This is a genomic window from Actinoplanes sp. NBRC 101535, from assembly GCF_030269225.1.
In the GTDB taxonomy this organism is placed as follows: domain Bacteria; phylum Actinomycetota; class Actinomycetes; order Mycobacteriales; family Micromonosporaceae; genus Actinoplanes; species Actinoplanes rectilineatus.
In genome coordinates, this window is sequence record NZ_BSSY01000010.1 from 52,147 (window position 1) to 79,136 (window position 26,990).

Consider the following 26,990-nt stretch of genomic DNA (forward strand, 5'->3'; position numbering starts at 1 on the left):
GTGGGGGTGCCCAGCGAGGATAGCGGCACGTGTCCCATCTGCAGGACTCGTGAGGGTCGCCGATAAAATGGTATAGACCCGGCTTCTAAGCTGGTGGGCATGACCGCTGAGCAGCTGATCTCGTTTGCCCGAGGCGCCCCGTCGCTGGACATCGTCGACGTGGAGGGCCTGAAGGCCGCGGCTACGCGCGCTTTCGACGCCGATCCGGCCGGTGTGACCGCTTACGGCACCTCCGTCGGTTATCTCCCGCTGCGCAAGTGGATCGCCGACAAGCACGGCGCCTCCGCCGACCAGGTCATCGTGACCAACGGCTCGCTGCAGGCCGACGCCTTCCTGTTCGGGCATCTGGTGAAGCCGGGCGACGACGTCGTGGTGGAGAAGCCGACGTACGACCGCACGCTGCTCAACCTGCAGAACCTCGGCGCCAAGGTGCACCAGGTGACGCTGCAGGAGGACGGGATCGACATCGACGAGCTGCGCGGGCTGCTCGAGTCGGGGGTGCGGCCGAAGCTCGCGCACATCATCCCGAACTACCAGAACCCGGCCGGCCTGACGCTGTCGCTGGAGAAGCGGCAGGCGCTGCTGGCCCTCGCCGCGCAGTACGAGTTCCTCATCTTCGAGGACGACCCGTATGTCGACATCCGGTTCCGTGGCGAGGCGCTGCCCTCGATGCTGTCGCTGGATTCGGACAACCTCGTGGTGCACGCCTCCAGTTTCACCAAGACGGTCTGCCCGGGTGTCCGGGTCGGTTACCTGGTCGGCCCGGCGGCGTTGATCGACGCGATCGCGAAGAAGGCGACCAACCTCTACATCTCCCCGGGCATGGTCTCCGAGGCGATCGTCCACCAGTTCTGTGTCTCCGGCGCCATCGAGAAGTCGGTCCGGACGGTCAGCGCCGCCCTGGGCGAGCGGGCCCGGGTGCTGGCGGAGTCGATCCGCAAGCACATCCCCGGCGCGACCTTCACCGAGCCGGACGGCGGCTACTTCCTCTGGGTCGACCTGCCCGAGGACGTGGATGTGGACAAGCTGTTCCCGGCGGCCATGAAGAAGGGCGTCGCGGTGGTCAAGGGCAGTGACTTCCTGCTCGAGGGCGGCAACCACTCGCTGCGCCTGGCGTATTCCGCGGTCACCGTCGACCAGATCGACGAGGGCGTGCGCCGGATCGCCGACGCGATCGAGGAGATCCGCGGCTGAGTTTCGCTTCCGCCCGGCGTGGGGATACCTCTCCATGCCGGGTGGTGCCCGCGATTCCTTCCCCCCGCCGACTCGCGGTCACCCACCCGGCACTCGACCGCCCGGTGAAGGGCTAGCCTCGGATGGTTTGGGACAACCGGGGGAGGTCGGCATGGCGGAGCGTGCATGGACCCGGGGCCAGCCCCTGGGTAAGTCGTTGGCGGCCCGGGTGAACCGGCTCCTCGGCAGCGGCGAGCAGCACACCGACCGGGATGGCGTGCACGGTCCGGTCAGCGCGGTGGTCGACTGTGGCGTCTATGCCGGTGGCGAGCGGATCCCCGGTGAGTTCACCCCGGACCAGGCGCTGGTGGAGGCGTGCCGGCGTGAGGGCGGGTTCGTCTGGCTGGGTCTGCACGAGCCGACGGCGGGTGAGATGGCCGCGATCGCCCGGACGTACGGGTTGCACGAGCTGGCCGTGGAGGACGCGGTCAAGGCCGAGCAGCGTCCGAAGCTGGAGCAGTTCGGCGCGGTGCACTTCCTGGTCCTGCGGACCGCCCGGTATGTGCCGCATCAGGAGTTGACCGAGAGTTCGCAGGTGGTCGAGACCGGCCAGATGATGATTTTCATCGGTGAGCGGTTCGTGATCACGGTCCGGCACGGTGACGCCTCCGAGATGGCACCGGTGCGCGCCGACCTGGAAACCGGCCGCGCGGTCCTGTTGCAGCAGGGTCCGTGGGCGGTGGCGTACGCGGTGACCGACCGGGTGGTGGACCACTATCTCGAGGTGGCCGACGAGGTCGAGGACGACCTGGACCTGATCGAGGAGGGCGTCTTCTCCCGGGACCGGACCGCCCCGATCCAGCAGATCTATCAGCTGAAGCGGGAGCTGGTGGAGTTCCGCCGGGCGGTGGTGCCGTTGCAGCGCCCGCTGGCGGCGATCACTTCCAGTCAGGGTGTGGTCCCCAAGGAGATCCGCCGGTATTTCCGGGACGTCCAGGACCACCTGACCCGCACGGTCGAGCAGGTCTCCTCCTACGACGATCTGCTCAACTCGATCCTGCAGGCCCGGCTGGCGCAGGTCACCGTCGACCAGAACAACGACATGCGCAAGATCGCTGCCTGGGCCGGTATCGCCACGGTCTGGACGGCGTTCGCCGGCATCTACGGCATGAACTTCGACTACATGCCGGAGCTGGGCTTCAAATACGGTTATCCCGGTCTGGTCCTGCTGTTGTCGGTGATCACGGTGTTGCTGTACCGGGCGTTCCGCCGCAACGGATGGCTTTGACGCCCGTCGATTCATAGAGTGGTGCCGTGCAGGCACGCGCGGTGGCGGCCCTGGTCGGCCACGATCCGGATCCACCCCGTCCGGCGCTGCGGTCGGCCGGGGCCCGGGCGCTGACCGGTCTGCTGGTCGCGGTGCTGCTGACCGGCCTGTTCGCCGTCTACGGGCTGGTCACCGGGCACACGCTGACCGCACCGACCGATCCCGGGGTGATCCTGCAGGAACGGGAGTCCGGCGCGCGTTACGTCTTTCGTCGCGAGGACGGCCGCCTGCACCCGATCCTCAACTACACGTCGGGTCTGCTGCTGGTGGGAGAGGATCGGCCGGCGATCGCGACGATGTCGGCGCGACGGCTGGCCGAAGTGCCACTGGGTGCTCCACTGGGCATTCCGGGCGCACCGGATTCACTGCCCGCCGCGGCGGATCTGCTCGACGGCGACTGGTCGGTCTGCACCGCCGTGGTGGACGGCCGGCCCCGCGGCACCCTGCTGGTGGGCGCGTCCCCGGCGGGCGGCACGGCGCTGTCCGGCGGCCTGCTGGTGCACGATGCTCGGGGGCGTACCCATCTGATCTTTTCCGGTCATCGGGTGTTGCTGCCGGCGGCGCTGACCGATGCCTCGCAAGCGTCCTGGCCGGTGGCGGCGGCGTGGCTGCGGGCGATTCCGGAGGCGCCCGCCCCGCCGACGGTCCTTCCCGGCCTGCTGCCGGATCCGGCGAGCGCGTGCGTCACGCTCTCCGCTTCCACGACCGCTGCCGGGGTACGCGTGAACAGCACGTTCCCGGGTGGCGAGGCACCCGGCGGGGCCGCCCCGGTGGACCGGATCCACATAGCGCGGGGTGCGGGGGCGCTCGTGGCCGCCGCGTCCACCCCGGATCGGAAGGTGAGTCTGGTCACCGACGCCGGACTGCGTTTCCCGCTGGCCGGCCCGGAACTGCTGAACCGCCTCGGATACCCCGACGAGCAGCCCCGGCCTGTGCCGGCGCTGCTCGTCGCCTACCTGCCGTCCGGACCAGCCCTGGACCCCGTCCGGGCCGGCCGTCCGTAGCGGTCGTTACCGGGGGTTCTGCTCGCTCTTGTCGGTCACGGTCCCGTTGGACGTGGTGTAGACGCTCGGCTCGATCGGCTCGAACGCCGCGTCGTCAGCGCCGCTGCGGGGCGCCGGGTCGTACTCGTCCCACTGGGCCTCCCGGCGCTTCTTGGCGTAGTACGCCGCGCCGACACCGACCGCGGTGCCGAGCAGGGCGAACCCGGCCAGCCGGCTGCCGCGGCCGCTCTTGGAGCTGCGGCCCATCGCCTTGGACGCCCGCTTCTGCAGCTTCTGGGCGTTCTTACGCTCGACCTTGGCCTGCCGCTTGACGGCCTTCTTGCTGGTCTTGCCGGCCTCGCGGACGTTGTCCGTGGCGGCGGCGACCAGCGGGGTCAGAGCCGCGAGGGCGCTGTCCCAGCTGTTCGAGGCGGCGTCACGGGCCTTGCCGGCGGCCGGCTGGACCCGGTCACGCGCGGCGTTGATCTTCGGGCCGACGGTCGAGCTGGTCTCCTTGGCCGCGATCGTGGCAGCGCGCTTGAAGTGATCCACGCTCTGGCCGATCTCGTTGCGCATCCGAGCGCTCCGGCTGCGGCGGCGAATCGTTGCGAACACCAGTCCCACCTCCTGTGGTCTTCTCCCACGTCATGTTGCCTTCTCGGGTACCCCCGCGCGGCCGGATCCACGACATGGGGGAGGATCCGAATTGCACGAGAACAGTTCCCCACGCAGACGGGAGTACCCGTGGCCGAGCAGCTTTACGCCACCCTTCACACCAATCACGGCGCCATTCGGTTGCAGCTCTTCCCGGACCACGCCCCGGCGACCGTCCGGAACTTCACCGAGCTGGCCGAGGGCACCAAGGCGTACACCGACCCGCGCACCGGTCAGCCGGGCAGCGGGCCGTACTACGACGGCACCATCTCGCACCGGGTCATCCCGGGCTTCATGGTCCAGGCGGGCGACCCGACCGGCACCGGTCGCGGTGGCCCGGGCTTCCAGTTCGCCGACGAGTTCCACCCGGAGCTCTCCTTCGACCGGCCGTACCTGCTGGCGATGGCGAACGCCGGGCCCGGCACCAACGGCTCGCAGTTCTTCATCACGGTCGGCCCGACCCCGCACCTGAACCGGCGGCACACGATCTTCGGCCAGGTCGCCGACGACCAGTCCGCCAAGGTGGTGGACTCGATCGCCAACACCCCGACCGGTCCCGGCGACCGTCCCCGCGAGGACGTCGTCATCGAGCGGGTCACGATCGAGCGCGCCTGACACCTCGGGGTACCTTTGGTGCCATGAGTGAGGCTCCGTCGACGGTCCCGGTGTGCTACCGCCATCCGTCGGTGGAGACGATGCTCCGATGCAGCCGGTGTGATCGTCCGATCTGCACCAGTTGCATGAACGACGCAGCGGTCGGTCACCAGTGCCCCGACTGCGTCAAAGAGGGAAATCGTGGCCAGCGGCCGGCGCGCACCGCCTTCGGGGGGAGCAGCGCCGGCCAGCTCGGCTACGTCACCAAGGGCATCGTCGCGGTCAACGTACTGGTGATGGTCGCCTCGGTCGTCCTGGGCGGCCCGGGCGCGATCGCCGGCGGTGGCGGTGGCGGGTTCGGTGGCCTGATGGGCTCCGGGACCCCGCTCACCGACCTCGGCGAGGTGCTGGGCCTGGCCCTCTACGCCGACGGCGAGGTGCACGGCATCGCCCAGGGCGAGTGGTGGCGCCTGATCACCGGCATGTTCCTGCACTACGGCGTGCTGCATCTGCTGCTCAACATGATGCTCGTCGTCCAGCTCGGCCGTTATCTCGAGGCCCAGCTCGGACCGCTGCGGTTCGCCGCGCTCTACCTGCTGGCCGGGCTCGGCGGCAACGTCGCGGCCTACGTCTTCCAGGCGCCGAACCAGCCCTCGGCGGGCGCGTCGACGGCCACCTTCGGCCTGGTGATCGCGATGATCGTGGTCAACCGGCGGCTGCTGCGCGACACCAGCTCACTGATGCCACTGCTGATCATCAACCTGATCATCACGTTCACGATCCCGAACATCTCGATCGCCGGTCACCTGGGCGGTCTGGCGGCCGGTGCCGCCGCGAGCTTCGCCCTCGCGTACGCCCCTCAGCAGAACCGTGGCGTCAAACAGGCCGCCGGTCTGGCCGTGGTGCTGCTGGTGCTGGTCGTGGCGGCCGTCTGGCGCACCCAGAACATCCTGGGCTGACCTCAGGGCCGCAGACCGCGGGCGGTGGCGCGCAGGTCGCCCAGCGCGGTGGCGACGTCCTCCGGGACCGCACCGAGGTCGTGCGGACCGAACACGAAGATCTCCTCGCCGGTGTCGATCTCGAGCAGTTCGCTGCGCAGGCCGCGGCGGACACTGGTGTCCACGCGTACCCGCTCAACCTCTGACCAGGGCAGATGCCGGCGCCGGGCGAATCCGGTGACCACCGTGACGCCGTCCGCGTCCGCCGTCAGGCGGACCGGAACCAGGACGTCGCGCAACGCCCAGAGACCCAGTCCGGCCGCGATCACCGCGGCGATCACCCAGCGGACCCGGTCGCCGCCGGCGAAGGCGGTCGCCAGCACCACGACGGCCGTCGCGCCCAGCAGTTTGGTGATCGGCAGGACGGGTCTCACGCGCCAGTGCATGCGTTCACTATGGCATCGGGAATGACCAGCACCACCATCGGTGCGCTGCTGTAATTCGATATTCAGCGGGCTCACCCGCCTCCGTGGCGTTCATTTTCCGTTAAACATCACATGGACGTGTTCTTGAGTACGTTCCACCGTGCCGCCGAGTCCGATCCGGCCGCCCACCGGCACCTGTCGATCTTCTCCCGGTGTGTGGAGCCGGACGACCCGGTGATCCTGGTGACCCGCTGCACCCGGCCCGGCCAGCCGATGGCCGGCAGTCACCACCTGCTGCTCACCCGCCGCCGGCTGGTCGTCGTGCAACGGACCTGGCCCCTGCGCCGGCAGCGCCTGCACCTCAACACGAACCTGCGCCACCTCAGCAACGTCACCTGGCGGGCGGACGTGGACCGGCCGGGCTTCGAACTCGCGGTCACCGTCATGGACGGGATCCGGGAACGCTTCCGGCTGCGACTCGGCGACGAGGTGGCGGTGGCGGAGACCGAGGAATCGCTGCGCGGGATCTTCCTCGGTAAACGGGGTGAGCCGGCGCCGGCACGGAAGTCCCGGACGGTGTCCTCCTCCGTGCCGGTCCTGGCCTAGCTAGACCTTCAGGAACCGGGTGATCGACTCGCGGAGCCCGGCCGGATCGAGGCCGTGGGCCCGCTCGTGGTCCGCCGGGTCGCCGTAACGGCGCAGTTCGCCCCGGCCGACGCCGAGGTGCAACGACCGGTACGAGCGACCGCTCATCGCCTCGGCCACCAGGGCCGCCGACGTGCTGGCGAGATACGGCTCGACCACGATCACGGCGTCCCCGGCCAGCGCCCGCAGGCCCTCGGCGTCCAGTGGCCGTGGCGTGTTCGTGTAGACGACGGTGACGTCCAGGTCCCGGGTCGCCGCAAGGACCGGGTCGAGCATCGGCCCGACCGCCAGCACCAGCGGACCCCGTCCGGATCCGATCGGCCGCATCGTCGGGTGGGGTTCCCGGTTCTCCCGCGTCGACAACCGGATGTAGACCCGGCCGTCGTGCCCGGCCGCCGCACGCAACAACGCCGGCACCTCGTCGCGGTGACCCGGCACGTGCACGGTCCAGCCGCCGAGCGTGTCGAACAGGGCCACGTCGCCCGGTGACTGGTGGGTGCGGCCGCCCGTCGACGCGTCGTACGAGGCGCCGATGCTGACCAGCACGGCGCCGACGTCCTGATGCCCGAGGTCGAGCTTGAGCTGCTCGTACGAGCGGTCCACCAGGAACGGCGCGTACGAGTGCAGGATCGGCCGCATCCCGGTCAGCGCGAGCCCGCCACCCACTCCGGCCATCAGCTGCTCCCGGATCCCCACGTTCAGCACCCGGTCCGGATGACGACGGAGGGCGGGTGCGAACGCGTCCGCCGAGATGTCCGCCAGCACCAGCGCGGTACGCGGATCCTCCTCGAGCAGCGCCGTCGTCGTCGCCACGAAGACATCCCGCACGGTCAGCTCCACTTCGGTTCGGTCCGGGCGACCACCAGGTGCGGGCGGTCGTCGATGCGCAGGGCGTGTTCGATCTCGTCGTGGTCGCGCCCGTTCACCAGCGAGACACCCCATCCGGGGAACCGGATCGCGATCCCGCCGGGCCAGCCGTGCGTCGCGGACTGGTTGTCGACGACGATCGCGGTGATCGGCAGGCGGGCGGCGGCCGCGTACGCGATGGCCTCGTGATTCGAGCCCTCGTCCAGTTCGGCGTCGCCGAGCAGCACGAATGTGCGGCCGGGCAGGCCCTGCGCCCGGAGCCCGAGCGCGACGCCGGCGGCCAGTCCGAGACCGTGCCCGAGCGAACCGCTGCCGATCTCCACACCCGGGATCAGCGTGGCGTCCGGGTGGTGGCCGAGCGGGCTGTCCCATCCGGCGACGCCGTCCAGCCACTCCTCGGGGATGAAGCCCTTCGCGGCGAGCACCGCGTAGTAGGCGGCCGGGCCGTGACCCTTGGAGAGCAGGAACCGGTCGCGGGCCGGGTCGTCCACGGTTTCCGGGCTGATGTTCAGCACCCGGTCGTAGAGCGTCCAGAGCACGTCCAGGGTGGAGTGGGCGCTCGGCGCGTGCTTCTCGTCCCCGGTGATCCGGCTCAACAGCGCCGGTAGCCGGTGGACGGATGTGCTGGTTACCGTCATGGACATAGGCTGCAACTTGAAGTTGACTTCAGCTCAAGGAGGATGCGTGGAGTCCCTGACCATCGGCGAACTGTCCGCCCGCAGCGGCGTCGCCCAGTCCGCCCTGCGCTTCTATGAGCGCGAGGGCCTCATCCACGCCACCCGCACCGGCGGCAACCAGCGCCGCTACGAACGCGCCGAACTCCGCCGTGTCGCCTTCATCAAGATCGCGCAGCAGGTCGGCGTCTCCCTCGACGAGATCCGCGAGGCACTCGCCTCACTCCCCGACAACCGCACCCCGACCAGGGCGGACTGGTCCCGGCTGTCGGCCTTCTGGCGGCACCGCCTCGACGAGCGCATCGCGATGATGGAACGGCTGCGCGACCAGTTGAGCGGCTGCATCGGCTGCGGCTGCCTGTCGCTGCAGCGGTGCAAACTGGTCAACCCGAGCGACCGTCTCTCGGTCCAGGGCGCCGGCCCCCAGGCGATACTCAACCCCCTCCCGGACTGAATGTGCGCACGTGATCTACAGCCGGTGGCTACCATTCCATTGAGGAGGGCAGGCCCCGGGCGTGCCGGCGATCTGCCACCGCGCCAGCGGCGACGGCCCGGTGTGAACGACCCCGCGGTCTCGTGACGGGTTGAAACCTCAAGGCGGCCCGGGCCGTCCGTCGTTCAGCGTTCGCAGGTGATGCGGGTGTCGCCGCCCACGGCGGCGCAGGAGTCGCCCTCGGTGGTGCGGTTGGCGCCGCCGTCTACTTCGTGGTCGCTGAGGCGCTGACGAACGTCGCCAGGCACAGCGGGGCGGGACGGGCGTCGGTCGATGTCCGGATGCAGACCGACCGGCGGGTGGTCGCCGTCCTGGGTTACCTGGAGGACGAGCGCAGCCGCCGGTAGGTCAGGTGGTCAGCGGTCGCCCTCGGCGGCCGGCCGGGCCTCCGGGTCGTCGACCAGGTCACGGACGTCCCAGAGCCAGACACCACCGGTCCAGGTGGGCCGGAAACCGAGCAGCTCGGACATCGTGCGGAGCATCTCGATGTCGCGGGTCTGCGGGGTGAGCACCACCACCGCGGCGTTCCAGTACCGCAGGTCGGCCAGGGTCATCTCCCGGCGGGCGTCGGTGATCTCCGGGATCGGGTTGCCCATCCGGATCGACGTGATCAGGCCGCTGGTGGGCCGCCACGGCGGCGAGAAGACCGCGGTGCGGTCCGCCGGGTTCTGCGGGTTCTCGTTCGGCAGCAGCGCGTACGCACCGGCGATGCGCATGTCGTGACCGGTCTCGGCACTCCAGCGCAGCGGGTCCGGGTAGCTGCTGTCCGGCAGCGGCAGGGCCACCACGGCGTGGTCGTCGTCGACGTACTCGCGCCAGGCGCCGGAGGTGACGAACTCGGGCACCGGGTCCATCTGCACGGTCTCGAGCTGGGTCGGGGCGAGCGGGACCAGCGCCATCACCACCGCGGTGGCCATCGCGACCCGGACCGGTCCGCGGGTGTGCGGCTGGCTGCGGACCATCTCGGCGGCGCGCTGGCAGCCGAGGGCGAGCACGATGCCGACGATCGGGGCGATCGCCATCGCCCACCGGGTCGGCACGGCCGAGTCGAGGACCGGGATGCTGTGCAGGATCGACCAGAGGCCCGGGATGCCGGTGTCGACGCCGTCGAGGATGATGCGCGGCCCGAGCGACATGGCGGCGAACAGCAGCGCGATCCCACCCAGGGCAAGGACCGCGGGGGTACGCCGCATCCACAGGAGCAGCCCGAAGAAGAGGATGACCAGCCCCCACCCGAAGAACGCGTTCTGTTCGGCGGGGTTCTGCGACAGGGTGGCCGCGACCGCGTCGTTGCCGGCCACCGAGCGGCTCGAGTACGACACGAACGACCCCAGGTCGGCGCCGAAGCCCCGGACGAACTCGGCGAGACCCTGGTACGACTGCGGGCCGAAGAACTGCACCGACAGCGGGTACGCCAGCACGGCGAGCGTGGTCACCGCGGTCACGCCGAGGGCGGCGAGGAACGGGCGGAGCTCGCCCGGGTTCGCCCTGCGCCGCACCAGCCACATGGCCGCGCAGAAGAAGCCGAGACCGACCGCGGTCATGAACAGGATCTCGAGGTTGATGAACGCCTGCCAGATCAGCAGACCGGCCAGGAGGAGCCCGTTACGGACGGAACGGCGCGGGGTACGCAGTTCGATCGTGCGCCAGATGATCAGCGGGACGAGGAACTGGGAGACGATGTTCGGGTGCCCGCCGGCGTGCGACACCATGCTCGGGGCGAAGGTGGCGACGAGTGCGCCGACCCAGGCGGCGGCCCGGGAAGCCACGAAGCGCCGGGACAGCACCAGATACCACGAAGCGCCGGTTAATGCCAATGCGCCGGTGAGAAATACGTTGAAGGCCACATGCGGGCCGAACAGAAGAGTGATGGGCGTCAGTGGCAACGAAACGGCCAACACCGAGGTGTTGGCCATCATGTTCACCCCGTCGGGGTAATTCAAGCGATCCGAGAAGAACGGATAGACGCCATCCGTGAGCACGCGGGCACCGTGTGCCAGCATCCACTCGAAGAAAGCCTGATCCTGCGGATCATCACGCAGTTCATGATCAAGATTGAGCCACAAGGGTGCGGTGACGAAGAGGGCCACGGCGGCGAAAGAGGCGATGGCCAGGACGTCGCGCCACGTGAGCACGCGCCATGGAAGGCGGCGACGAGCAGGCTGTATCTCCTGCTCATCGGCCTTGTCCGTCTCGGTGGAGAGGATCGTCGCCGGTTCGGCGGCGACCTCGCTCTCCAGTGCGCGCAGCTCCGCATCCAGATCGTCGGTGGTGGTCACCTGACGAGGCGGGAGAACGTTCTCGCCGGTCGACTGGCCTGTCGAGTCATAACCCGTAATCGTCATAGCATCGGCGAGCCTAACCGAGGTTTCCAAGAGAACAGCGGTGAGCGCCGCAGGCGTGATAGAGACGATATGTACGCGTGTTTTCCGCGTGTCCGAGACTCGCGTCCACCTGGTGGACTTGAGGTGCGTAACCCGTACGAGTGCCCGCACCGCCTATGTCTCAATCAGGCCAAAAAATCGGTGTCGACCCGCGCTCAACTTTCGGATAGGCGCGTCAGATGGTTAACTTCACCGGTCCCGCTGCAACTCAGATCGGCAAGATGAGGGAACCTCACCTATGGCAGACATCACTGGAGACCAGCGGATCCAGTCCGAAGTGCTCGAAGGCCTCGCCACGGCTGTGAACCACCGTCGGTGGTTCGTCGAGCTTGCTCTCCCCTATCTCGGCGACAACCCCATCGAGATCGGTAGTGGTCTCGGTGACTATGCGCTGGAGTGGTCGGAGCACCTGCCACGGTTCACCGCGACCGAGGCCGACCCGGACCGCCTGGTGCTCCTCAAGGAGCGCATGGCGGAGCGTCCGAACATCGACGTGAAGCAGATGCTGCTTCCGGCGCCGGAGGCCAACGGGGAGTACAGCGCTGCGGTGTCGTACAACGTTCTCGAGCACATCGAGGACCACGTCGGCGCCCTGAGCAGCATGAAGGACCTGGTCCGCCCGGGTGGCCGCGTGATCATCATCGTGCCGGCCTTCATGTTCGCGATGAGTCAGGTCGACATCGCGACCGGTCACATCCGGCGTTACACCAAGAAGACGCTCTCCTCGGCCTTCACCGAGGCCGGCCTCGAGATCGAGAAGATCCACTACGCGAACGCGCTGGGTCTGATCGGTTACTACGGCGCCACGAGCATCTTCAAGCTCGCCCCCAAGGAGGGGCCGATGGTCAAGTTCTACGACAGCACGGTGCTGCCGGTGACCAAGGCCGCCGAGAGTCTGATGAAGCCGCCGTTCGGTCAGTCGGTCTTCTGCGTGGGACGCGTGCCGCGCTGAGGCGTGCGTGACTTTTCAGATTCGTAGTTCTCCAGAAAGGCCGCTGGCTCAGCCGGCGGCCTTCGCTGTCCTCAGGAGCGGATCTCTTCTCCGGGTCAGGCGCGCACCTGGAAAGTGGGCCGGACGGTGGCCCGGGCCAGGGTGTGGAAGGCCAGGTTGAAGCCGACGTACGCCGGAGTCGCGTCCGGGGTCACGTCGAGGCGGTCGACGTCGATCGCGTGCACCGCGAACACGTACCGGTGCGGGTGGTCGCCGGGCGGCGGCGCCGAACCGCCGTAGTTCCGCTCGCCGTAATCGTTACGGACACAGAACGCACCATCCGGGTACGGGTCCGCGCCGCGCTCCAACGCGGTGACCGAAGCCGGCAGGTTCACCAGCACCCAGTGCCAGAAGCCGCTGCCGGTCGGCGCGTCGGGGTCGAAGCAGGTGACCACGAACCCACGGGTCTCCTCGGGGAACCCGGACCAGGCGAGCTGCGGCGACAGGTTCTTGCCACCCACGCTGGTGTGCACGAAGAGCACGTCGAGCGGCTGTCCGTCCGTCACGTCCGCGCTGGTCACCGTGAACGACGGGACCGGAGGCAGAAGATCGTACGGGTCGGGAGCCAGGGCTCGGTCAAGACTCATGTTCAGGCCTCCGGCGACGTGGTGAGGAACTGAGCAGGACTACCCACGATGGGCCGAGACTAACCGTCTGACGTGACCAGCGCTTTTCGTCCGGATAACCGGACTCCGTCACCCGAACGAGTAAACGCACAGGTGGTGCGCATACCTCGAGGGAAGCCGGGTCATGCTTTTGTCAGACATCCGACCGGGTGCGTGTGGCAGAGATCCCCGCGCCTGGTCGCGATCGGTCGTCGGAGACGGCGGTCAGCAAGTCGGCACCCGTCAGCGAACGGCGGGTGCTGACTGCTGTCCGGCCCGTGGCGCCTGCTTCGTCAGAATGGCCGGGCCACTACTCAGTGCCCGCCCCCACGAAACAGGCGCCGGTCGTCACAGACGTGCGACCCGCAGACCGCGGTAGAGCTTGCGGTAGACCACGCCGGTCCGGGAGTTCCCCGCGTCGATCATCATGCCGCGGCCCATGTAGATGCCGACATGACCACGACCGACCACCAGATCGCCGGGACGGGCCTTGGCCCGCGACACCGGCCGCGCCCGGCGGGCCTGCGCCCCGGACGAATGCGGCAGGCGAAGACCGGCCCGGGCGTACGCGCGCTTGGTGAACCCGGAACAGTCGAAACCGTTCGGGCCCTCACCACCACGGACGTAGCGCTTGCCGACCTGGGCCCGCGCGAACGCCACGACCGCCCGCATGTTCCGCACGCTCGTCCTGCGGAGCACGGCGGACCGGCGCATCGTGGCCCGGTTCGCCAACGCGATCCGCCGGTGCTTGACGCGGTTCGCCAGTGCGATCCGCCGCTGCTCGGCCAGGGCCCGCTGTGCGAGGATCCGCCGCTGCTGGGCCAGGGCCCGGTGCGCCGCGGTCCGGGCCAGCCGCTGGGGACGAGCGAGACGGAGTCCACGGTCCACCCGGCGAGCATTGGTTCGCGCGGCGCGTTCCACGGCCCGGATCGCCCGGTTCACCACGCTGCGCGGTTTCAGCGTGCTCCGGGGCTTGACCTGGCTGCGGGGCGGTGCCGTTGCGGGACGGCCGCCCGGAAGTGCCGTCGCACCAGGCCGTACCAGCGGAAACGAGCGGAGCGCCCGCGGACCGGCCCGCCTGGCGAGCAGACGGCTCTGCACGCCGGCGTCCAACAGGTTCTCTCCCGGGGCTCGCTCGCCCAGAGCCCGCACCCACAGTGCTCTTTCGCCGGGTGCCCGGAGCGCGACGTCCCGGAGATCGCTCCGCAAGGGACTCTGCAGTGGTGGATCGACCAGAGGCACGGTCCGCAGCGATCGTGAAGCGTGAACGATGCGTTGCTGCCGCTCCCGGATGGCCGCTCGCAGCGGGATCTCCGGGTTCTCCGGCGTTGCCGGCAGGGCCTGGGGAGGCGTTGTCACGGCCTCTGTGGCGTGCTCGGCGGAGTCTAGGGCCGGTGCGATGACGGCCAGCGCGATAGCGCCGGCGGTCAACGCACGGCGTGTGGACGAACCGTGCAGTGTTGCCTCCGATTTAGGCCCGGGGCACTCACGCGAATCCCATCTGATGAACGGCGGAAAGCGTCCCACCGTTCGTTTGTCCTCGTTCTATGAGGGCAATGGGAACCCGGACAACCGTGCTTATTCCGTGGACCATGCCAACACACCATCGAATCCAACGTGGCCGGATTCACGTAATTTTTTGCCGATCACGGGCCGATAAACGGTGTGCGGTGCTGGAGCGGGTTCGTTTTTCGGCTACTGCTCCTCCTCGGGAGGGAGCAACAGCCGGACACCCGGCGTCGACATCGAGCCGTGCACCGACACCTCGGACAGGCGCGCACCGTACGGGACGTCGAACGGCAACACGCCGGCGACGGTGTCACCCGGGCGGATCTCGTCGAGCAGCGTGGTCTCGTGATCGTTGAGAAAGACCGCGGCCTGGTCGGCGACCGCGTAAGCTACTCCGTTGGCGTCATAGACACGCTGCGCGCCGCTGTCGAACAGTTCCGGCTCGGTGCCGGCGTTCTTCACCGTCACGCCGAGCAGACAGAATTGTCCGAAGGGCCGTTGTTCCATGCCGCTCGGGCCGACCGAGTCCACGCCACACCTCAGGTCGGTCACCGCCAATTCGAAGGTGCCGGCGAGCGCGGCGCCGGGAAGTGCCCGCAATTGTGCGGGTGTGCGGTGATCGGCGGTCACCACCGCCCAGGTGCCGAATGCGACGAGCGTGAACACGGCGGCGATTCCGCCGCCGATCCAGTTCCGGGTCTTCACGCGCGTCGTCTGCGCGTCGATGACGTCGTAGTCGAACAGCGCGGCGACCCGGTTGGTCGCGGAGCCATGTGGTGCGTACGTCACGGAGTCCCCCAGCAATCGGATACGGGACGTGTCGGTCAAACCGGACACGTTGTCCGTTGCCCATGCTGGGTGCGGCGCGCCAAAAGGACGTCGCGACTCGCCGCATATCTGACAATATCCGGCATATACCTCTGCTGAAGTTCCCCGGAAAGAGTGATCAGGGCAGAAGGATGATCTTTCCGAAGTGCTCGCCGGACTCCATCAGGTGATGCGCCCGCGCCGCATCGGCCAGCGGAAACGTCTCGTGGATGATCGGCTTCACCAGGCCGGCGGCGACCAGCGGCCACACCCGATCCTGCACACCCGCCACGATCCGAGCCTTGTCGGCGACCGGACGAGCCCGCAACGACGTCGACGAGATCCGGCCGCGTTTCGCCATCAACTGCTGGAAGTCGAGCTCGGCGCGGGCGCCGCCCTGCATGCCGATCACCGAGATCCGGCCGTCCGGCGCCAGCGCCTCGATGTTGCGGGCCAGGTATTTCGCACCGACGATGTCGAGGATCACGTCGACACCTTTTCCGCCGGTCAGGGTGCGGGCAGCCCGTACGAAATCATCGGTCTTGTAGTCGACCGCGAGATCGGCGCCCAGAGCGACCAGACGCTGGTGTTTCGCCGCGCTCGCGGTGGCGATCACCCGCGCGCCGAGCGCCTTGCCGAGCTGCACCGCGAACGTGCCGATGCCGCTGCCGCCGCCGTGCACCAGCAGCGTCTCACCCGGCCGCAGACGATCCCGGTCCACCACGTTGGACCAGACCGTGCAGGCCACCTCGGGCAACGACGCGGCCTCCACCAGCGACAGGCCGGCCGGAACCGGCAGCAGCTGCCCGGCCGGGACGGCGACCTGCTCGGCGTAGCCACCACCAGCGAGCAGGGCACAGACCCGCTCACCGACATGCCGGCCCTCGACACCGGGACCGATCGCGCTGATCACCCCGGAGACCTCCAGCCCCGGATAGGGGGAGGCGCCGGGCGGCGGCGGATAGAAACCCTGGCGCTGCAGGACGTCGGCCCGGTTGACGGCGGCGGCGGTCACCTCGACGACGACCTCGCCGTCCGCCGCCTCCGGAACGGGCACCTCGGCGCTCACCAACTGCTTGTTGTCGATCACGATCGCGTGCATGAATCCGACTCTGCCCCACCGGTACGACAAGAAACCCGGGCGGGTGGCAGACTGGAGCGGCATCACGGGAGGACTCGCCTAGTGGCCGATGGCGCCGGTCTTGAAAACCGGTAAGGGGAAACTCTTCGTGGGTTCGAATCCCACGTCCTCCGCTCCGTGGTTCCGTCAGCGGTCGTCGCCGCTGCCGCCCAGGACACCCCGGCTCTGACGGTCGGCCAGCTTGGCGATGTTCTGGGCGGCGATGTCGTCCAGACTCAGGTCGAAGTGGTCGGCCAGCACCGCCAGGTACCAGAGGGCGTCGCCCAACTCCTTCGTCAGATCGCTGGTGTCCCAGCGGGTGAAGTCGCTGTCCCGGTCCCGCACGATCTTCTTGGCCTTCTCGGCGATCTCACCGGTCTCGCCCACCAGGCCGAGCAGCAGATGGAACACCTCGTTGTGCTTGTCGCGAGGGGCGGCGGTGCGGAGAGCGGCCTGCTGGTAGTCGTTCATGCGCATTCCGGGACCCTACTGTCGTCCCGACAGCTCACCCCAGCAGCAGCCGAACGAGGACGCATGACCGACACTCGGTGACCGCACCTGGCGAGGCGACCGCGTTTGTGGCCGTGATCGTCGCGACGGCTGCGCTCGCCGCCTGCGAGGAGCCGGCCGACAGGACGCCGACCGCTCGGGATTCCGTACGTCCGGCACACCTGCCGGTCGAGACCCCCGCCGATGGCAGAGCGTCAGCGCTGGATGGGTCGATGCCGGTCTCGTGACAGAAGTCCTCAGCGCTTCTTCAGGTGACCAGATTCTTCGGCTCCGGCCCCGCGTGCATGCCCGGATGGTTTCAGCGGCAGAAGGCTGGTCTCGGACCTCTTGGTAGCGACTTTCCGAAGAGCACTGCGAGCAACAGACTTTTTGATCTTTCCGCTGTCAACCTGACCGAAAACGAGGCCGACGTCACTTGCCGCCGTCTGTCCTCCGTGGGTTGCGGGTGCAGGCGAGAGGCCTGCATCGCGGGCTTCCCGGAGATCTTCCCGGAGGAGCAGCACCAGATCGCGAAGCTCGTCCACCTGCCCCCTGAGGGCGGCCACCTCTGTCGCGAGCTGTTCCGGGTCACCGGCTCGCGACCCGGCTCCAGCCAGCGCCTTCACCAAGAGCGACCGCATGAACATCGTCGTCGGCATCTGCTGCTGCCCCGCCATCGACCTGATCCTCTGCAACAAGGATCGTTGAAGACGGAGTGACGTTCCGACCAGGGGGTCCTTGTCAGCACTGTCATCCCACTGCACCGTGCCGTCGTCGATGGCGGCCTTCAGGTCCGCAGACAGGTCAGTCTCGTCGTAGTACTGCCGCAGTTCGTCGACGTTGTCCACGTTTATCGCCCCTTCCGCTGGAACTGCTGCCTCTCCCGATCGTTCATGTCGCGTGCGGTCACGATGTATCGCTGATCCCTGCCGGACTTCGCGGTCACGACGAGCAGATAGCGGCCGGCGTAGGTCTGCCCGAACACGAGACGAGTGCCTTCACGGCCCTGCAGGGGGAGCCGCGGGCGGCCATAGAGGACTTCTTCGACCTCATCGGGGGTGACGTTGTGTTTCGCGATGTGATCTACCGAATCGTCAGTCCAGAAGATCTCTCCGTCAGCCCAATGTACCACGGTGTAATACATATGCGGAGAGGCTTATCACCGACAAGCCGACACCCCCGAAAGAGTGTGCATCCTTCTCCACCGCGACCGGGCGCCCCCGAACGCTGGGCGGCTTCAGCGCCCCGTGACGAATCCGTGTGGCCTCGAGACATGTAGTACAGATGAAGGCGCCAAGCGATCAGCGCGCCTGGACAATCCGACCCAGGGCTCGCGTGCACTCTCGGCCGGACCGTCAACGCTGACCCACTTGTCCTGCCCGTCAGCTCGCAGCCGGGTCCAGCAAGGCGAGATGTTCACCTACACCGCCGTTTGTGCTCGAATCCGCCACCGTCACGGGTAGTCGTAACGTCACGGTGGCGTCGTCGATGGGGACCTGACGCAGGTTGTCGGTGCGCGAAGCTGCGACGGCGACGCTGTCTACGTCGACCGGGCCGATCTGCTTTGCGAAGAGGGGCTGGTCGCCGCCGTGCCGGGCCGGTGGACGTTCTCGCCGGCTGCGAGTGCTCAGCGCGTACCCCCGGAAGGGTTATGCGGTTTTGATGCAGCAGCCGGGGCAGACCTTCGGGGTGGGCAGGGTGAAGGCCAGGCAGCAGGTCTTGCGGCGCAGTTCGAGTGCGCCGGCCGGGCCCGGGTGCAGCTCGATCAGGTCGCGGATGCCGAGGGCGCCGGTCAGCGCGTCGATGTTCTCCTCGGACGAGCCGGGGAGGCCGGGGACCGCGTCGGCCGAGCGCAGGATGCCGTAGGCGATGCCGGAGGCGAGGGAACCCAGCAGGGGGCGCTTGCCGAGACGGACCGTGGTGTGGAGGGCGTCGAGCAGCGGGCCGAGGTGTTCGTCGAAGACGGAGCGGCGGAATTCGGTCAGCAGTGCGGCCTCGTCGGGGACGACGCGGACGTTCGGGTGGCCGCTCGCCGCCAGAGGATCACTGGGGAGGACGGCGATTTCAGTGTCCGGATGCATACCCAGAGTGATCAGAGGCCGGGGGTCATCGAAATGCATGACAGCATTACTGGCGGTGAGCAGCGGGACTCGGCGCGCGGAGGCCCAGCCGAGCACGGCGGGTAACGTCAGCCAGTAGGTGTAGGCCTTCCAGGCGAGCGCGGCGGCGGCGTGCGGCTGCGCGTTCCAGCGGGCGCCGGCCGCGTCGAGGAGGGTCGCGAGGTGGATGTCGGCTAGCCGGGCGGTCGGTGTCCAGCCCGCCATGTGCGGCACGATCAGGTCCGGGGCCAGGCCGGGGATCTCGGTGCTGGTGCCGAACATGGCCTGCAGCGTCGCGGTGATCGGGGCCAGGGGCTCGCCGAATCGCAGGGAGCGGGTGAGTTCCAGGGTGATCGTCACGGGCAGCCGCCTGCCAGTGACGACACGGAACGCTGGGTCACCGCAACTCCTAGCCGGGATCTGATCGGAACGGCCTCAAGGCGACCCACCGTACTCGGTTAAGGGTAGCCTAACCACAGTCCCCGCTGGGATCTTTCGGACGAATACCCAAGGCTATGATTACTTGACGTAGCGTTGCGGCGTTGGCGGATTCGTCAAGGTATCTGTCGGCAACGCGCTACTAACTCCGTGCGGACACCTGACGCGGCGACACTGAATGTGCCGTCGCGAAGGGGACATCCGTGATGACCACCTCGCCCATTGAACGGGCCGCAGATCAGTTCGTTACGGCGCTGGCGCAATGGCGGGTCGAGCGCGGGATGACCAAGAAGCAACTTGCCGCGCGCATGGGCTTCGATCCCTCCTACGTCAGCCACGTCGAAGGCCGCCGGCACAAACCCACCGAGGACTTCGCCCGCCGGGCCGAAGCGGTCCTGGGCGCGGGCGGCATGATCTGGCAACGCTTCCAGGAGTACGACGAACTCCGTCACGCCCGCGGGTCCACACTGCACCGTGACCCGCCCGTGCCGGTCCAGTGGCTGCCACCCGGCACCGGGCTCGTCGTGGAGCAGGAGATCGCCGAGCTGATCTACACCGACGGCGCGTACCGGTGCCGGGTGCGGCGGGCCCTCTACAACGCCGGTGTCGAACCGGTCACCCGCTACCTGGCGAAGATCTCCGTGGACCGGTACCCGCACGACCCGGCCGGTTCCAACCGCCACCACCGGGACAACCCGCTCACGTTCGAGGAGATGGACGTGCGGGCCCTGGCCGGCGAGGGACAGGCCGCCGAGCCGATGCAGTGGCGGGTCAAACTCGACCGGGACGCCGCCAAGGAGATCTGGCTGCTGTTCGCCAACGAGCGCGGGCAGTTCCCGCTCTACCCCGGCGAACGGACGATGATCGAGTACGCGTACACCGTCGGCGAGGAGAAATGGGGCCAGTGGTTCCAGCGGGCCGTACGCCTGCCGACCCGCTCGCTGACGGTCCGCCTCAACTTCCCCGAGACGTTCGAGGCGCAGGTCTGGGGTGTGGAGGCCTCGCTGGCCGCCGAGGTGCCGGTGCGTACCCCCCTGGAACGCCACACCGAGGGAGGCCGCGCCATATTCGAATGGTCCACCGACGCGCCGCTGCTCAACGCCCGGTACCGCCTGGAGTGGCGATTCCGGGGTGCGGGCGCCCCGGTCTACGACGAACTCGGGCCGGCCGAACCGGTCCTGCCGCGAGCCTCCCACCAGATGCGGGGCATCGGCATCATCCAGCGCGGCTCCGACCTGCTCCGGCAGCGGGCCCGGCACTTCCAGCTGCCCCGGGAGACCGGTTCCGCCCAGGAGGCCGTCACCCGGCTGCTCACCTCGCTGGGCCGGCTGGAGGACCTGCACGAGTTCAGCAAGGGCGTGGGCCTGGCCGCGATCCAGATCGGCGTGCCGGTGGCGGCCGCCGTGGTGCGCCCGCCGGAACGCGACACCGACCCGGTCGTCCTGCTCAACCCGCGGGTGGTCGGCGAATCCCCGGAACTCGACGAGCAATATGAGGGCTGCCTGTCATTCTTCGACTACCGCGGACTGGTGGCCCGGCCGCTGCAGATCCACGTGGAGCACGCCCGGTTCGACGGGACACGGGTGGTCACCACGTTCGAGCGAGCGCTGGCCCGGCTGATCAGCCACGAGATCGACCACCTGGAGGGCCGGCTCTACGTCGACCGGATGGAATCCGACTCGAAACTGCTGCCGGTCGCTCAGTACCAGCAGAGCGGACGCCCCTGGGACTACTGATCCGTGAAGCTGTCGTACTTGATGCGCATCGGCGGCACCTGCAACTCGGCGAGATTCCGCAGGGTCGCCTTCACCATCGCCCCCGACCCGGAGACGAAGAAGTCGTGCTCCTGCCACGGCCCGTACCGGGACACCACGTCGGAGATCTTCCCCTGCTCGCCGGAGAAGGTGGGGTCGTCGCTGCACGCGGTCACCACCGACAGCCACGGATAGCGGGCCGCCAGCCGGTTCAGTTCGGCCAGGTCGTACAGGTCGTCGCGGTTGCGGGCACCGAAGAAGACGTGCACCCAGCGGGTCCGGTTGTACCGGGTCAGCTCCTCCAGCAGCGACTTGATCGGCGCCAGGCCGGTCCCACCGGCCACGAACACCGCATCCCTGGTCGACCGCCGGTCCAGCGTCATCGCACCCATCGGCGCGGCCAGCTTGATCATGTCGCCGACCGCGAGCTTGCGGACCAGCGCGCTGGACACCCAGCCGGCACCGACCGCGCGGACGTGGAACTCCAGCGTGTTGTCGCGCCGCGGGGCGTTCGCCGGCGAGTAGGTGCGCCACAGCCGCGGCTGGTGACGCGGGCACTCGAGGCTCAGGTACTGCCCGGCCCGGAAGTCCAGCGGCTGCATCGGCAGCACGGTGAAGACGGCTATGTCGCTGGAGCGGCGCTCGTGCGCCACCACCTCGGCATACCAGTACGGCGGACTGGTGTCGGCCTCCGCCCCGGCCAGCATCTTCGAGGCGATCACCGCGTACGCGTCCGCCCACGCCTGGTCGTACTCGACACCCCACTCCTCGCCGGCGAACGCTCGCATCGCCTCGATCAATGCCCCGCCCACAACCTCGTAGTGCTCCGGTTCCACGTGGAACTTCCGGTGGTCCCGGCCGAGCGCACGCAGGTAGTCGTCGAACCTGTCCGGATCGCCGAGCGTCTGCACCGAGGTGACGATCGCGCCCAGCAGCCGGGCACGCTGCACGTCCATGTGCACCGGGAAGAGATCACGCAGATCCGGGTGCGACAGGAAGATGCGGGCGTAGAAATAGCCGGCGACCTTGTCCTGATGCTCCTCGACGAGGCTCCAGCTCTCCTTGAGCAAGCGTGCGAGGTCTCCCATGCATTCAGGGTGGTCAGCGCAGTCGGGTACACGACGCACCAAAAGTGCGACTCGTCACCCTCTCCGGCGCGTCGTTTGGCGAATTAGGTGTGTTTGTGCCTGCCGTAAAGTTGCCGGGTGACCCTGGAAGAGCGGCAGCAGTCCACCCGCACGGTGTACATCGTCGAGATCGGCATCGTCCTGCTGCTGTCCCTCGGCAAGTCCGCGATCTACTCCGTGGTCTCGCTGACCGCCAGCCTCACCGCGGCCACCCCGCTCGCCCAGCAGACCGCCACCCTCAACGCCAGCCAGTCGCCCCGGCCGTACTTCGACCTCACGTACCAACTGTTGAAGATCTTCTTCGCGTTGATCCCGGTCGTACTCGCCCTCTTCCTGCTGTGGCGCGACCGGATCTCCCCCACCCGTGAGATGGGCATCGACTTCCGCAGACCCGGCTTCGACGCGGGCTGGGGCGCGGGCCTCGCCGCCGGCATCGGGCTTCCCGGCCTCCTTCTCGTGTACGCCGCGCTACAGCTCGGCATCAGCGCGCAGATCGTGCCCGCCGCCCTGGAGCCGTACTGGTGGGCGGTGCCGGTGCTGACACTCGCCGCCGTGCAGAACGCGGTGCTCGAAGAGGTGCTGGTGGTCGGATACCTGATCACCAGGCTGAAGGCGATGAACGTGTCCCCGGCCTGGATCATCGTGTGCTCGTCGGTACTGCGCGGCTCCTACCACCTGTACCAAGGCTTCGGCGGCTTCATCGGCAACGTGGTGATGGGCGTGGTGTTCGCCCTGTTCTACCTGCGGACCAAGCGGGTGATGCCGCTGATCGTCGCGCACAGCCTGCTCGACATCGTGGCGTTCGTCGGGTACGCCTCGATGCCCGACGAGTGGCTGACCTGGCTCAAGTCTGACCCGTCCTAGACCCTTCAATCTCTTATTTCGGGTACGCCCGAACTGCTCTGAATCGACGCTGAGCCCGGACCGCGACCGCCTCCGCCGTCGAGTGCGCGGTGACGGCGGTGGCGAGCAGCGTCAGCCCGGGGAAAGCGCGCCCGGTCAGTCGCAGGGCGGCCCACGCGCCGGCCGATCCGGCCAGGTTCCGCCGATCCAGGTGCAGGCAGGCCAGCAGGTCCTCGGCGCGGCGCGGATCCGTGGCGTCCAGCCCGTAGACGGCGGCGAGATGCAGGACCAGCCCGGCGTGGGTGACCACGCCGGAGGCGAAGAGGGCGGCCGGGGTGTACGCGCCGGCGAACGAGCCGAGAGCGCCGCGGACGGCGGCAGCCCGGGCGAACCGCTGCACGGCGAGGCGGGCCAGAGCGTCCGGGGTGGCCCGGGGGTAGGAGGCTCGGGTGCGGGCGGCCCAGGCGGCGGCTCGCGGCCCGAGCTGTTGGACGGCGGCGCTGGCCAGGGTCTCCGGGGCCCGATCGGGTGAGTTCCGAAGGTCACGGGCCAGGGTGTCCAGGAACGGCGGCGCAGGGGCCGCTTCGGGGACAGCCTTCTTGGCCGCTTTCCGGGGTGCCGCGCGTTTCGCGGGGGCGGCCCTCTTGGCGGGCGGGACCGCCGCCTCCGGCGCCGGCGACGGCTGGGGCGGGACCACGGGCGGGCGGGAAACCGCCTTACGCGGGGTTCGCGGAACACCTCCGCTCTTCGGGGAGGGGGCCTCTGCGGGTGGGGAGGTGTGGCGCGTACCCCCTGAAGGTTCTGAAGAGTGACCTTCGGCACCCTGGCCAGGTTGCGGGGGTTGGAAAGTCACCGCCGGAGGCACACCGCGACGCGCCCGGCCACGCGCCGGACGCCCCTCGGAGCCCTCAGGCTCGGGCGCGCTGAACGAGGCCCGCGGATCCCGAGCCCGCGGAGCTTGGGGACCAGAGTCTTCCTCCATCGCACGCAGCCTAGTCCCTCCCGCGACGTTTCGCCTGTTCGTGACCCCTTGGGAAGATCTTTCGCGGGTTGTGGGGCATCCTCTTTGTGCGACGCTCATGGGGTCCGGTATTCTCAAGCCTCGGTAGCTTCAGGGCTGCCGGGGAGACTTCGCCTAGTCTGGTCTATGGCGCCGCACTGCTAATGCGGTTGGGGTTTTAAAGCCCCTCCCGGGTTCGAATCCCGGAGTCTCCGCGCGAAAGTCGGTGTTGTAGGCTGACTGAGCAACACAGGGAGCGCCCGTAGCTCAATGGATAGAGCATCTGACTACGGATCAGAAGGTTAGGGGTTCGAGTCCCTTCGGGCGCACCGAGAAATTAACGCCGGGACCTGCGGAAACGCAGGCTCCGGCGTTTTTTGTTTCCCGCTTTCGAGCCAAGAAATCCCGTCATGTGGGATGTGGTGATCCGGTGCTGATCGCGGGTTCCGTCTGTCTGGGTGCTGACCAGCTCTTTTCTGTCCGCGCGCCCCCGGGTGCGGGCCGCCGTGGGATCGGCTGGCCGCTGAGACCGGGCCGTTTGGCGGCGATTGTTGCCCTCGGTAATCGATTCATAGCAGAAATGGATATGAATTCGAAGGCAGAGCCGCTGGCACCGTTTTGTCCCGCTGTCGGGTGGAAGTCTTCTTTATCTATGCGGTGATCCGGTGGTGATCGTCCGTCCTGTGATGCCTGAGTGGCCCCCGAACCTGGCCCGGCTCGAACGGGCTGCCGGTGGATGCGACTGCGGGGCGCGTCAGGGGACGGGGGTCCAATGCCAGGGTCGGTCCCCTCTTTCGCCTTTGATGCAGGCGAGGCGGTACAGAGCTTGGTCTTCGAGCTGGGGGTGTTGGGTGGCCATCTGGGCGGCGAAGGTGACCTTGCGAAGTTCCCTGGCGGCGCGGAGGACGGGGTATCCGGGCCATTCGGTGACGTCGTGGCCGTACTGATGGCAGAAGGTCGCCCACTCTTGGGCTGTCATGGTGGCGAAGGTGTCGTGGTCGACGGCGATGGAGGTGAGGTCCCATTCGGGTGGGCCAGAGGCGAAGCGTTCGAGGTCGAGGATGACCGGGCCGGACGTGGTGTCGACGATGTTGCCGCCCCAGGCGTCGCCGTGAACTGCTGCGGCGGGCAGGCCGGCGGGCAGTTCGGCGTACCGTTGTTCGAGGTCCGTGAGGTGCTCGAGGAGCCATTCCCGGTCGGAGTGGCCGAACACTGTTGCTTCCGCGATGCGCTGGTGGAGCCGGACGAACGGAGCCAGCGGGGGGAGCTGGAGTTCCGGCGGAGGCTGAAGCGCATGGATCCGGTGTAGGACGTCGGCGACTTGCTGGATGCTGCCTTCCCGGTGCGCGGGTAGCTCGCGCCAGAAGGTGACGGCGTGGCCGTCGACCTCTATCGGTTGGGCGAGGTCCGGTAGGGCCTCGACGACCGGGATGCCTTCCTGCTGCAGCCATCGGGAGACGCGGATTTCCTTGCGGGCGGTCTCGAACTGGCCGGCGCGTGTGATGCGGGCGACGACGCCACCGGGGAGCCGGTACAAGGTGTTTTCTGCGGCGCGGATCAGTTCAGCACCGGTGGAGTCGACACCGAGCGTTCGGCACGCGGTGAGCAGGACGTCTGATGCCGGTGTCACGCTGCCGCTCCGACCGTGGCCGCGATCCGGGCGCGCAGGGCCGCGACCTCCGGGATCGTGGTGTGGGCGCCGGCCAGCCGGTGTAGTTCGCGGAGGTCGTCGGCTGCCCGGCGGGAGCCGACTGCGCCGGCGTCGTCGAGGGCCTGGCAGCCGACTGCGGCGGCTTGTCGGGGATCGCCGGTGACCATGGTCAGCGCGGCGAGTTTGGTGCCGGAGATCGCGCGTGATCGGGCGAACTCGGGCTCGTGATGCTCGACGGAGTAACGGAAACGGTCGATTGCATCGGTGATGCGGTCGGAGCGCATGGTGATGTCGAACAGCGCGTGTGCGGTGTCGACGTGGTGCTGGGCGGCGTCGTAGAACCGCATCCAGGCCGGGTCTTCGCCGGGGTTCGCGTGGCTGAATGCCTCGTCTGCCATACCGACCGCTCGGAGCGCGTCCTGGGCACGTGGTGGTCCCATCTTTGCGAGGGCGCGGGCTCGTACGGTGTGGAGCATGGCCTGTTCGGTGGCGGTGAGCCGGTCGGCGCGCACGAGGCCCATCTCGGTGTAGGTGAGCCCGTCGTCGGCGCGTTCGCACCAGATTTCCTGGCGGGCCATGTTCGCGTAGAGGGCGGCGCGTTGGTGCCAGTCGCCGCCGATGTCATTGCACTGCAGGGCGAAGGCGAACCGGCGGCGCGCGGCGTGGTGGGCGTAGGCGTCGAAGTGCATGAAGGCGACGACGCCTGCGAGGTGGGCGATGGCGGTGGCCAGGTCTTCGGTCAGTGCCGGCGGGCAGGTCACGTCGAGGAGGCGGGCTGTCGTGCGGAGTCTGTCGTCGGCGATCTCTCTGGCCAGGGTGCCGCCGTGGGTGTTGTCCCAGTGCTCGAACAGGTCTGCGGTGGCCAGGATCCGCGCGACGTCCTCCGGCGACACGGTTCTCGGCAGGACGTCCTCGTCGCGGTCAGGGGCCAGCAGGTCCGGTGCCGGGCGGCGTGTGACCGGTCCTGACACAGCCGGGGTGGCGGCTTGCGGTGCCTGCGCGTCGGCCCAGCGAGAAGTTCCGTTACGGGGGGAGGGGAAGCCGAGTTCGTCGTCTGAGGACACCCCGAGCACAGTGCGCAGCGCGGCGCGGTAGTCCGCCCGGTGGGGGCGTCTGATGACGCCGCTCTCCAGCTTTCCGACGTAGTTGGCGTTGAAGGGGCTGGTGAGGCGCTGGCGAGGATCGGGAAACAGGATCTTGCTGACTTCGCCGGCCAGTTCGCCCCGGGACATGTCCTCGCCTGGCTGGCTGGGCGACCGTTGCCGCTCCCGCGCTCGCAGGAGAAGAAGGTTGGGCTCGGGTCTGGCACTCGGCACGACGGCCTCCGCGAGGTCACAGGTGATGTGAAAGGCGCATCTTTTGAACTGTTCAGTGCGTCGGTGAGAACAGGATGGCACCGT

Annotated in this window: 28 protein-coding genes and 3 tRNA genes; 14 read left to right on the top strand and 17 right to left on the bottom strand. The window is 68.6% G+C overall.

Features of this window, described 5'->3' with window-relative positions:
* The first annotated feature begins 99 nt into the window (after positions 1-99).
* The 3 genes from QSK32_RS26370 to QSK32_RS26380 all read left to right on the top strand — a co-directional run bounded on the left by QSK32_RS26370 (position 100) and on the right by QSK32_RS26380 (position 3,504).
* On the top strand, positions 100-1,194 hold the full coding sequence (locus QSK32_RS26370) for an aminotransferase-like domain-containing protein (RefSeq protein ID WP_045744645.1): 1,095 nt from the start codon (positions 100-102) through the stop codon (positions 1,192-1,194).
* A gap of 151 nt (positions 1,195-1,345) precedes the next feature.
* A complete protein-coding gene (locus tag QSK32_RS26375) occupies positions 1,346-2,461 on the top strand; it encodes a magnesium and cobalt transport protein CorA (RefSeq protein ID WP_045744644.1) in 1,116 nt (371 codons plus the stop codon).
* A gap of 26 nt (positions 2,462-2,487) precedes the next feature.
* Positions 2,488-3,504: a type VII secretion protein EccB gene (locus QSK32_RS26380; RefSeq protein ID WP_052720799.1), complete on the top strand. Its 1,017-nt coding sequence runs from the start codon at positions 2,488-2,490 to the stop codon at positions 3,502-3,504.
* A 6-nt stretch (positions 3,505-3,510) separates the two neighbouring features.
* Here the strand turns inward: QSK32_RS26380 and QSK32_RS26385 are convergent, their stop codons facing one another.
* Complete coding sequence (locus tag QSK32_RS26385; protein ID WP_285473433.1) at positions 3,511-4,098, bottom strand: hypothetical protein; 588 nt, start codon at positions 4,096-4,098, stop codon at positions 3,511-3,513.
* Positions 4,099-4,227: 129 nt separating this feature from the next.
* Between QSK32_RS26385 and QSK32_RS26390 the strand changes: the two genes are divergently transcribed.
* Positions 4,228-4,752, top strand: a complete 525-nt coding sequence (locus QSK32_RS26390) for a peptidylprolyl isomerase (RefSeq protein WP_045744642.1) — start codon at positions 4,228-4,230, stop codon at positions 4,750-4,752.
* Positions 4,753-4,775: 23 nt separating this feature from the next.
* A complete protein-coding gene (locus tag QSK32_RS26395; RefSeq protein ID WP_045744641.1) occupies positions 4,776-5,690 on the top strand; it encodes a rhomboid family intramembrane serine protease in 915 nt (304 codons plus the stop codon).
* A 2-nt stretch (positions 5,691-5,692) separates the two neighbouring features.
* On the opposite strand, the gene QSK32_RS26400 is transcribed toward QSK32_RS26395, so the two are convergent.
* Entirely contained in the window at positions 5,693-6,115 is a 423-nt protein-coding gene (locus QSK32_RS26400) for a PH domain-containing protein (protein ID WP_045744640.1), read from the bottom strand.
* 117 nt (positions 6,116-6,232) lie between these two features.
* On the opposite strand from QSK32_RS26400, the gene QSK32_RS26405 reads away from it, so the two are divergent.
* The gene (locus QSK32_RS26405) at positions 6,233-6,700 is read left to right on the top strand and encodes a hypothetical protein (protein ID WP_245674097.1); all 468 of its coding nucleotides are present in this window, start codon (positions 6,233-6,235) and stop codon (positions 6,698-6,700) included.
* Here the strand turns inward: QSK32_RS26405 and QSK32_RS26410 are convergent, their stop codons facing one another.
* Positions 6,701-7,567, bottom strand: coding sequence for a transketolase family protein (locus QSK32_RS26410; RefSeq protein WP_285473434.1), 867 nt, complete (start codon positions 7,565-7,567; stop codon positions 6,701-6,703).
* A 2-nt stretch (positions 7,568-7,569) separates the two neighbouring features.
* On the bottom strand, positions 7,570-8,244 hold the full coding sequence (locus QSK32_RS26415; RefSeq protein WP_045744637.1) for a thiamine pyrophosphate-binding protein: 675 nt from the start codon (positions 8,242-8,244) through the stop codon (positions 7,570-7,572).
* Between QSK32_RS26415 and soxR the strand changes: the two genes are divergently transcribed.
* Both soxR and QSK32_RS26425 read left to right on the top strand, forming a co-directional pair.
* Complete coding sequence (gene soxR / locus QSK32_RS26420) at positions 8,243-8,734, top strand: redox-sensitive transcriptional activator SoxR (protein WP_045744704.1); 492 nt, start codon at positions 8,243-8,245, stop codon at positions 8,732-8,734. The two genes, QSK32_RS26415 and soxR, sit on opposite strands and share 2 nt — an antisense overlap.
* A 251-nt stretch (positions 8,735-8,985) precedes the next feature.
* Complete coding sequence (locus QSK32_RS26425; protein ID WP_285473435.1) at positions 8,986-9,120, top strand: ATP-binding protein; 135 nt, start codon at positions 8,986-8,988, stop codon at positions 9,118-9,120.
* 9 nt (positions 9,121-9,129) lie between these two features.
* Here the strand turns inward: QSK32_RS26425 and QSK32_RS26430 are convergent, their stop codons facing one another.
* A complete protein-coding gene (locus QSK32_RS26430; protein WP_083449269.1) occupies positions 9,130-11,118 on the bottom strand; it encodes a DUF6311 domain-containing protein in 1,989 nt (662 codons plus the stop codon).
* 277 nt (positions 11,119-11,395) lie between these two features.
* Between QSK32_RS26430 and QSK32_RS26435 the strand changes: the two genes are divergently transcribed.
* Positions 11,396-12,109, top strand: coding sequence for a class I SAM-dependent methyltransferase (locus QSK32_RS26435; RefSeq protein ID WP_045744635.1), 714 nt, complete (start codon positions 11,396-11,398; stop codon positions 12,107-12,109).
* Positions 12,110-12,204: 95 nt separating this feature from the next.
* Here QSK32_RS26435 and QSK32_RS26440 read toward each other — a convergent pair whose 3' ends face one another.
* From QSK32_RS26440 to QSK32_RS26455, 4 genes are all read right to left on the bottom strand, one after another.
* Positions 12,205-12,735 carry a YbhB/YbcL family Raf kinase inhibitor-like protein gene (locus QSK32_RS26440; RefSeq protein WP_045744634.1) on the bottom strand — a complete coding sequence of 177 codons (531 nt, stop codon included), beginning with the start codon at positions 12,733-12,735 and terminating at the stop codon, positions 12,205-12,207.
* A 366-nt stretch (positions 12,736-13,101) separates the two neighbouring features.
* Positions 13,102-13,905, bottom strand: coding sequence for a C40 family peptidase (locus QSK32_RS26445; RefSeq protein ID WP_285473436.1), 804 nt, complete (start codon positions 13,903-13,905; stop codon positions 13,102-13,104).
* 543 nt (positions 13,906-14,448) lie between these two features.
* Entirely contained in the window at positions 14,449-15,051 is a 603-nt protein-coding gene (locus QSK32_RS26450; RefSeq protein WP_045744699.1) for a DUF4352 domain-containing protein, read from the bottom strand.
* Between the two features lie 157 nt (positions 15,052-15,208).
* On the bottom strand, positions 15,209-16,171 hold the full coding sequence (locus QSK32_RS26455) for an NAD(P)H-quinone oxidoreductase (protein WP_045744698.1): 963 nt from the start codon (positions 16,169-16,171) through the stop codon (positions 15,209-15,211).
* Between the two features lie 67 nt (positions 16,172-16,238).
* Between QSK32_RS26455 and QSK32_RS26460 the strand changes: the two genes are divergently transcribed.
* Positions 16,239-16,323 (top strand) — tRNA-Ser (locus tag QSK32_RS26460).
* Between the two features lie 13 nt (positions 16,324-16,336).
* Here QSK32_RS26460 and QSK32_RS26465 read toward each other — a convergent pair.
* The 4 genes from QSK32_RS26465 to QSK32_RS26480 form a co-directional block, all read right to left on the bottom strand.
* Positions 16,337-16,666 (bottom strand): nucleoside triphosphate pyrophosphohydrolase family protein, encoded by a 330-nt coding sequence (locus QSK32_RS26465; RefSeq protein WP_285473437.1) that lies wholly within the window; start codon positions 16,664-16,666, stop codon positions 16,337-16,339.
* 269 nt (positions 16,667-16,935) lie between these two features.
* A complete protein-coding gene (locus QSK32_RS26470) occupies positions 16,936-17,526 on the bottom strand; it encodes a hypothetical protein (protein WP_285473438.1) in 591 nt (196 codons plus the stop codon).
* Positions 17,527-17,528: 2 nt separating this feature from the next.
* A complete protein-coding gene (locus QSK32_RS26475) occupies positions 17,529-17,822 on the bottom strand; it encodes a BrnT family toxin (protein WP_285473439.1) in 294 nt (97 codons plus the stop codon).
* Positions 17,823-18,327: 505 nt separating this feature from the next.
* Positions 18,328-19,059: an IucA/IucC family C-terminal-domain containing protein gene (locus tag QSK32_RS26480; protein WP_285473571.1), complete on the bottom strand. Its 732-nt coding sequence runs from the start codon at positions 19,057-19,059 to the stop codon at positions 18,328-18,330.
* 362 nt (positions 19,060-19,421) lie between these two features.
* Between QSK32_RS26480 and QSK32_RS26485 the strand changes: the two genes are divergently transcribed.
* On the top strand, positions 19,422-20,951 hold the full coding sequence (locus QSK32_RS26485) for a peptide deformylase (protein WP_045744632.1): 1,530 nt from the start codon (positions 19,422-19,424) through the stop codon (positions 20,949-20,951).
* Here the strand turns inward: QSK32_RS26485 and QSK32_RS26490 are convergent.
* Positions 20,945-22,057, bottom strand: coding sequence for a globin domain-containing protein (locus QSK32_RS26490; protein WP_045744631.1), 1,113 nt, complete (start codon positions 22,055-22,057; stop codon positions 20,945-20,947). The two genes, QSK32_RS26485 and QSK32_RS26490, sit on opposite strands and share 7 nt — an antisense overlap.
* A gap of 117 nt (positions 22,058-22,174) precedes the next feature.
* Here QSK32_RS26490 and QSK32_RS26495 point away from each other — a divergent pair, with 117 nt between their 5' ends.
* Positions 22,175-22,960, top strand: coding sequence for a CPBP family intramembrane glutamic endopeptidase (locus QSK32_RS26495; RefSeq protein WP_045744630.1), 786 nt, complete (start codon positions 22,175-22,177; stop codon positions 22,958-22,960).
* Between the two features lie 13 nt (positions 22,961-22,973).
* On the opposite strand, the gene QSK32_RS26500 is transcribed toward QSK32_RS26495, so the two are convergent.
* Positions 22,974-23,636 carry a hypothetical protein gene (locus QSK32_RS26500; RefSeq protein ID WP_285473440.1) on the bottom strand — a complete coding sequence of 221 codons (663 nt, stop codon included), beginning with the start codon at positions 23,634-23,636 and terminating at the stop codon, positions 22,974-22,976.
* Between the two features lie 427 nt (positions 23,637-24,063).
* Here QSK32_RS26500 and QSK32_RS26505 point away from each other — a divergent pair.
* Positions 24,064-24,154 (top strand) — tRNA-Ser (locus QSK32_RS26505).
* A gap of 41 nt (positions 24,155-24,195) precedes the next feature.
* Positions 24,196-24,268: transfer RNA gene (locus tag QSK32_RS26510), tRNA-Arg, on the top strand.
* 425 nt (positions 24,269-24,693) lie between these two features.
* Here QSK32_RS26510 and QSK32_RS26515 read toward each other — a convergent pair.
* Together QSK32_RS26515 and QSK32_RS26520 are read right to left on the bottom strand one after the other, a co-directional pair.
* Positions 24,694-25,569, bottom strand: a complete 876-nt coding sequence (locus tag QSK32_RS26515; RefSeq protein ID WP_285473441.1) for an aminoglycoside phosphotransferase family protein — start codon at positions 25,567-25,569, stop codon at positions 24,694-24,696.
* On the bottom strand, positions 25,566-26,906 hold the full coding sequence (locus QSK32_RS26520) for an NsdA family TPR-like regulatory protein (RefSeq protein ID WP_285473442.1): 1,341 nt from the start codon (positions 26,904-26,906) through the stop codon (positions 25,566-25,568). Before QSK32_RS26520 ends, QSK32_RS26515 begins: the two co-directional genes overlap by 4 nt.
* Between the last annotated feature and the right edge of the window lie 84 nt (positions 26,907-26,990).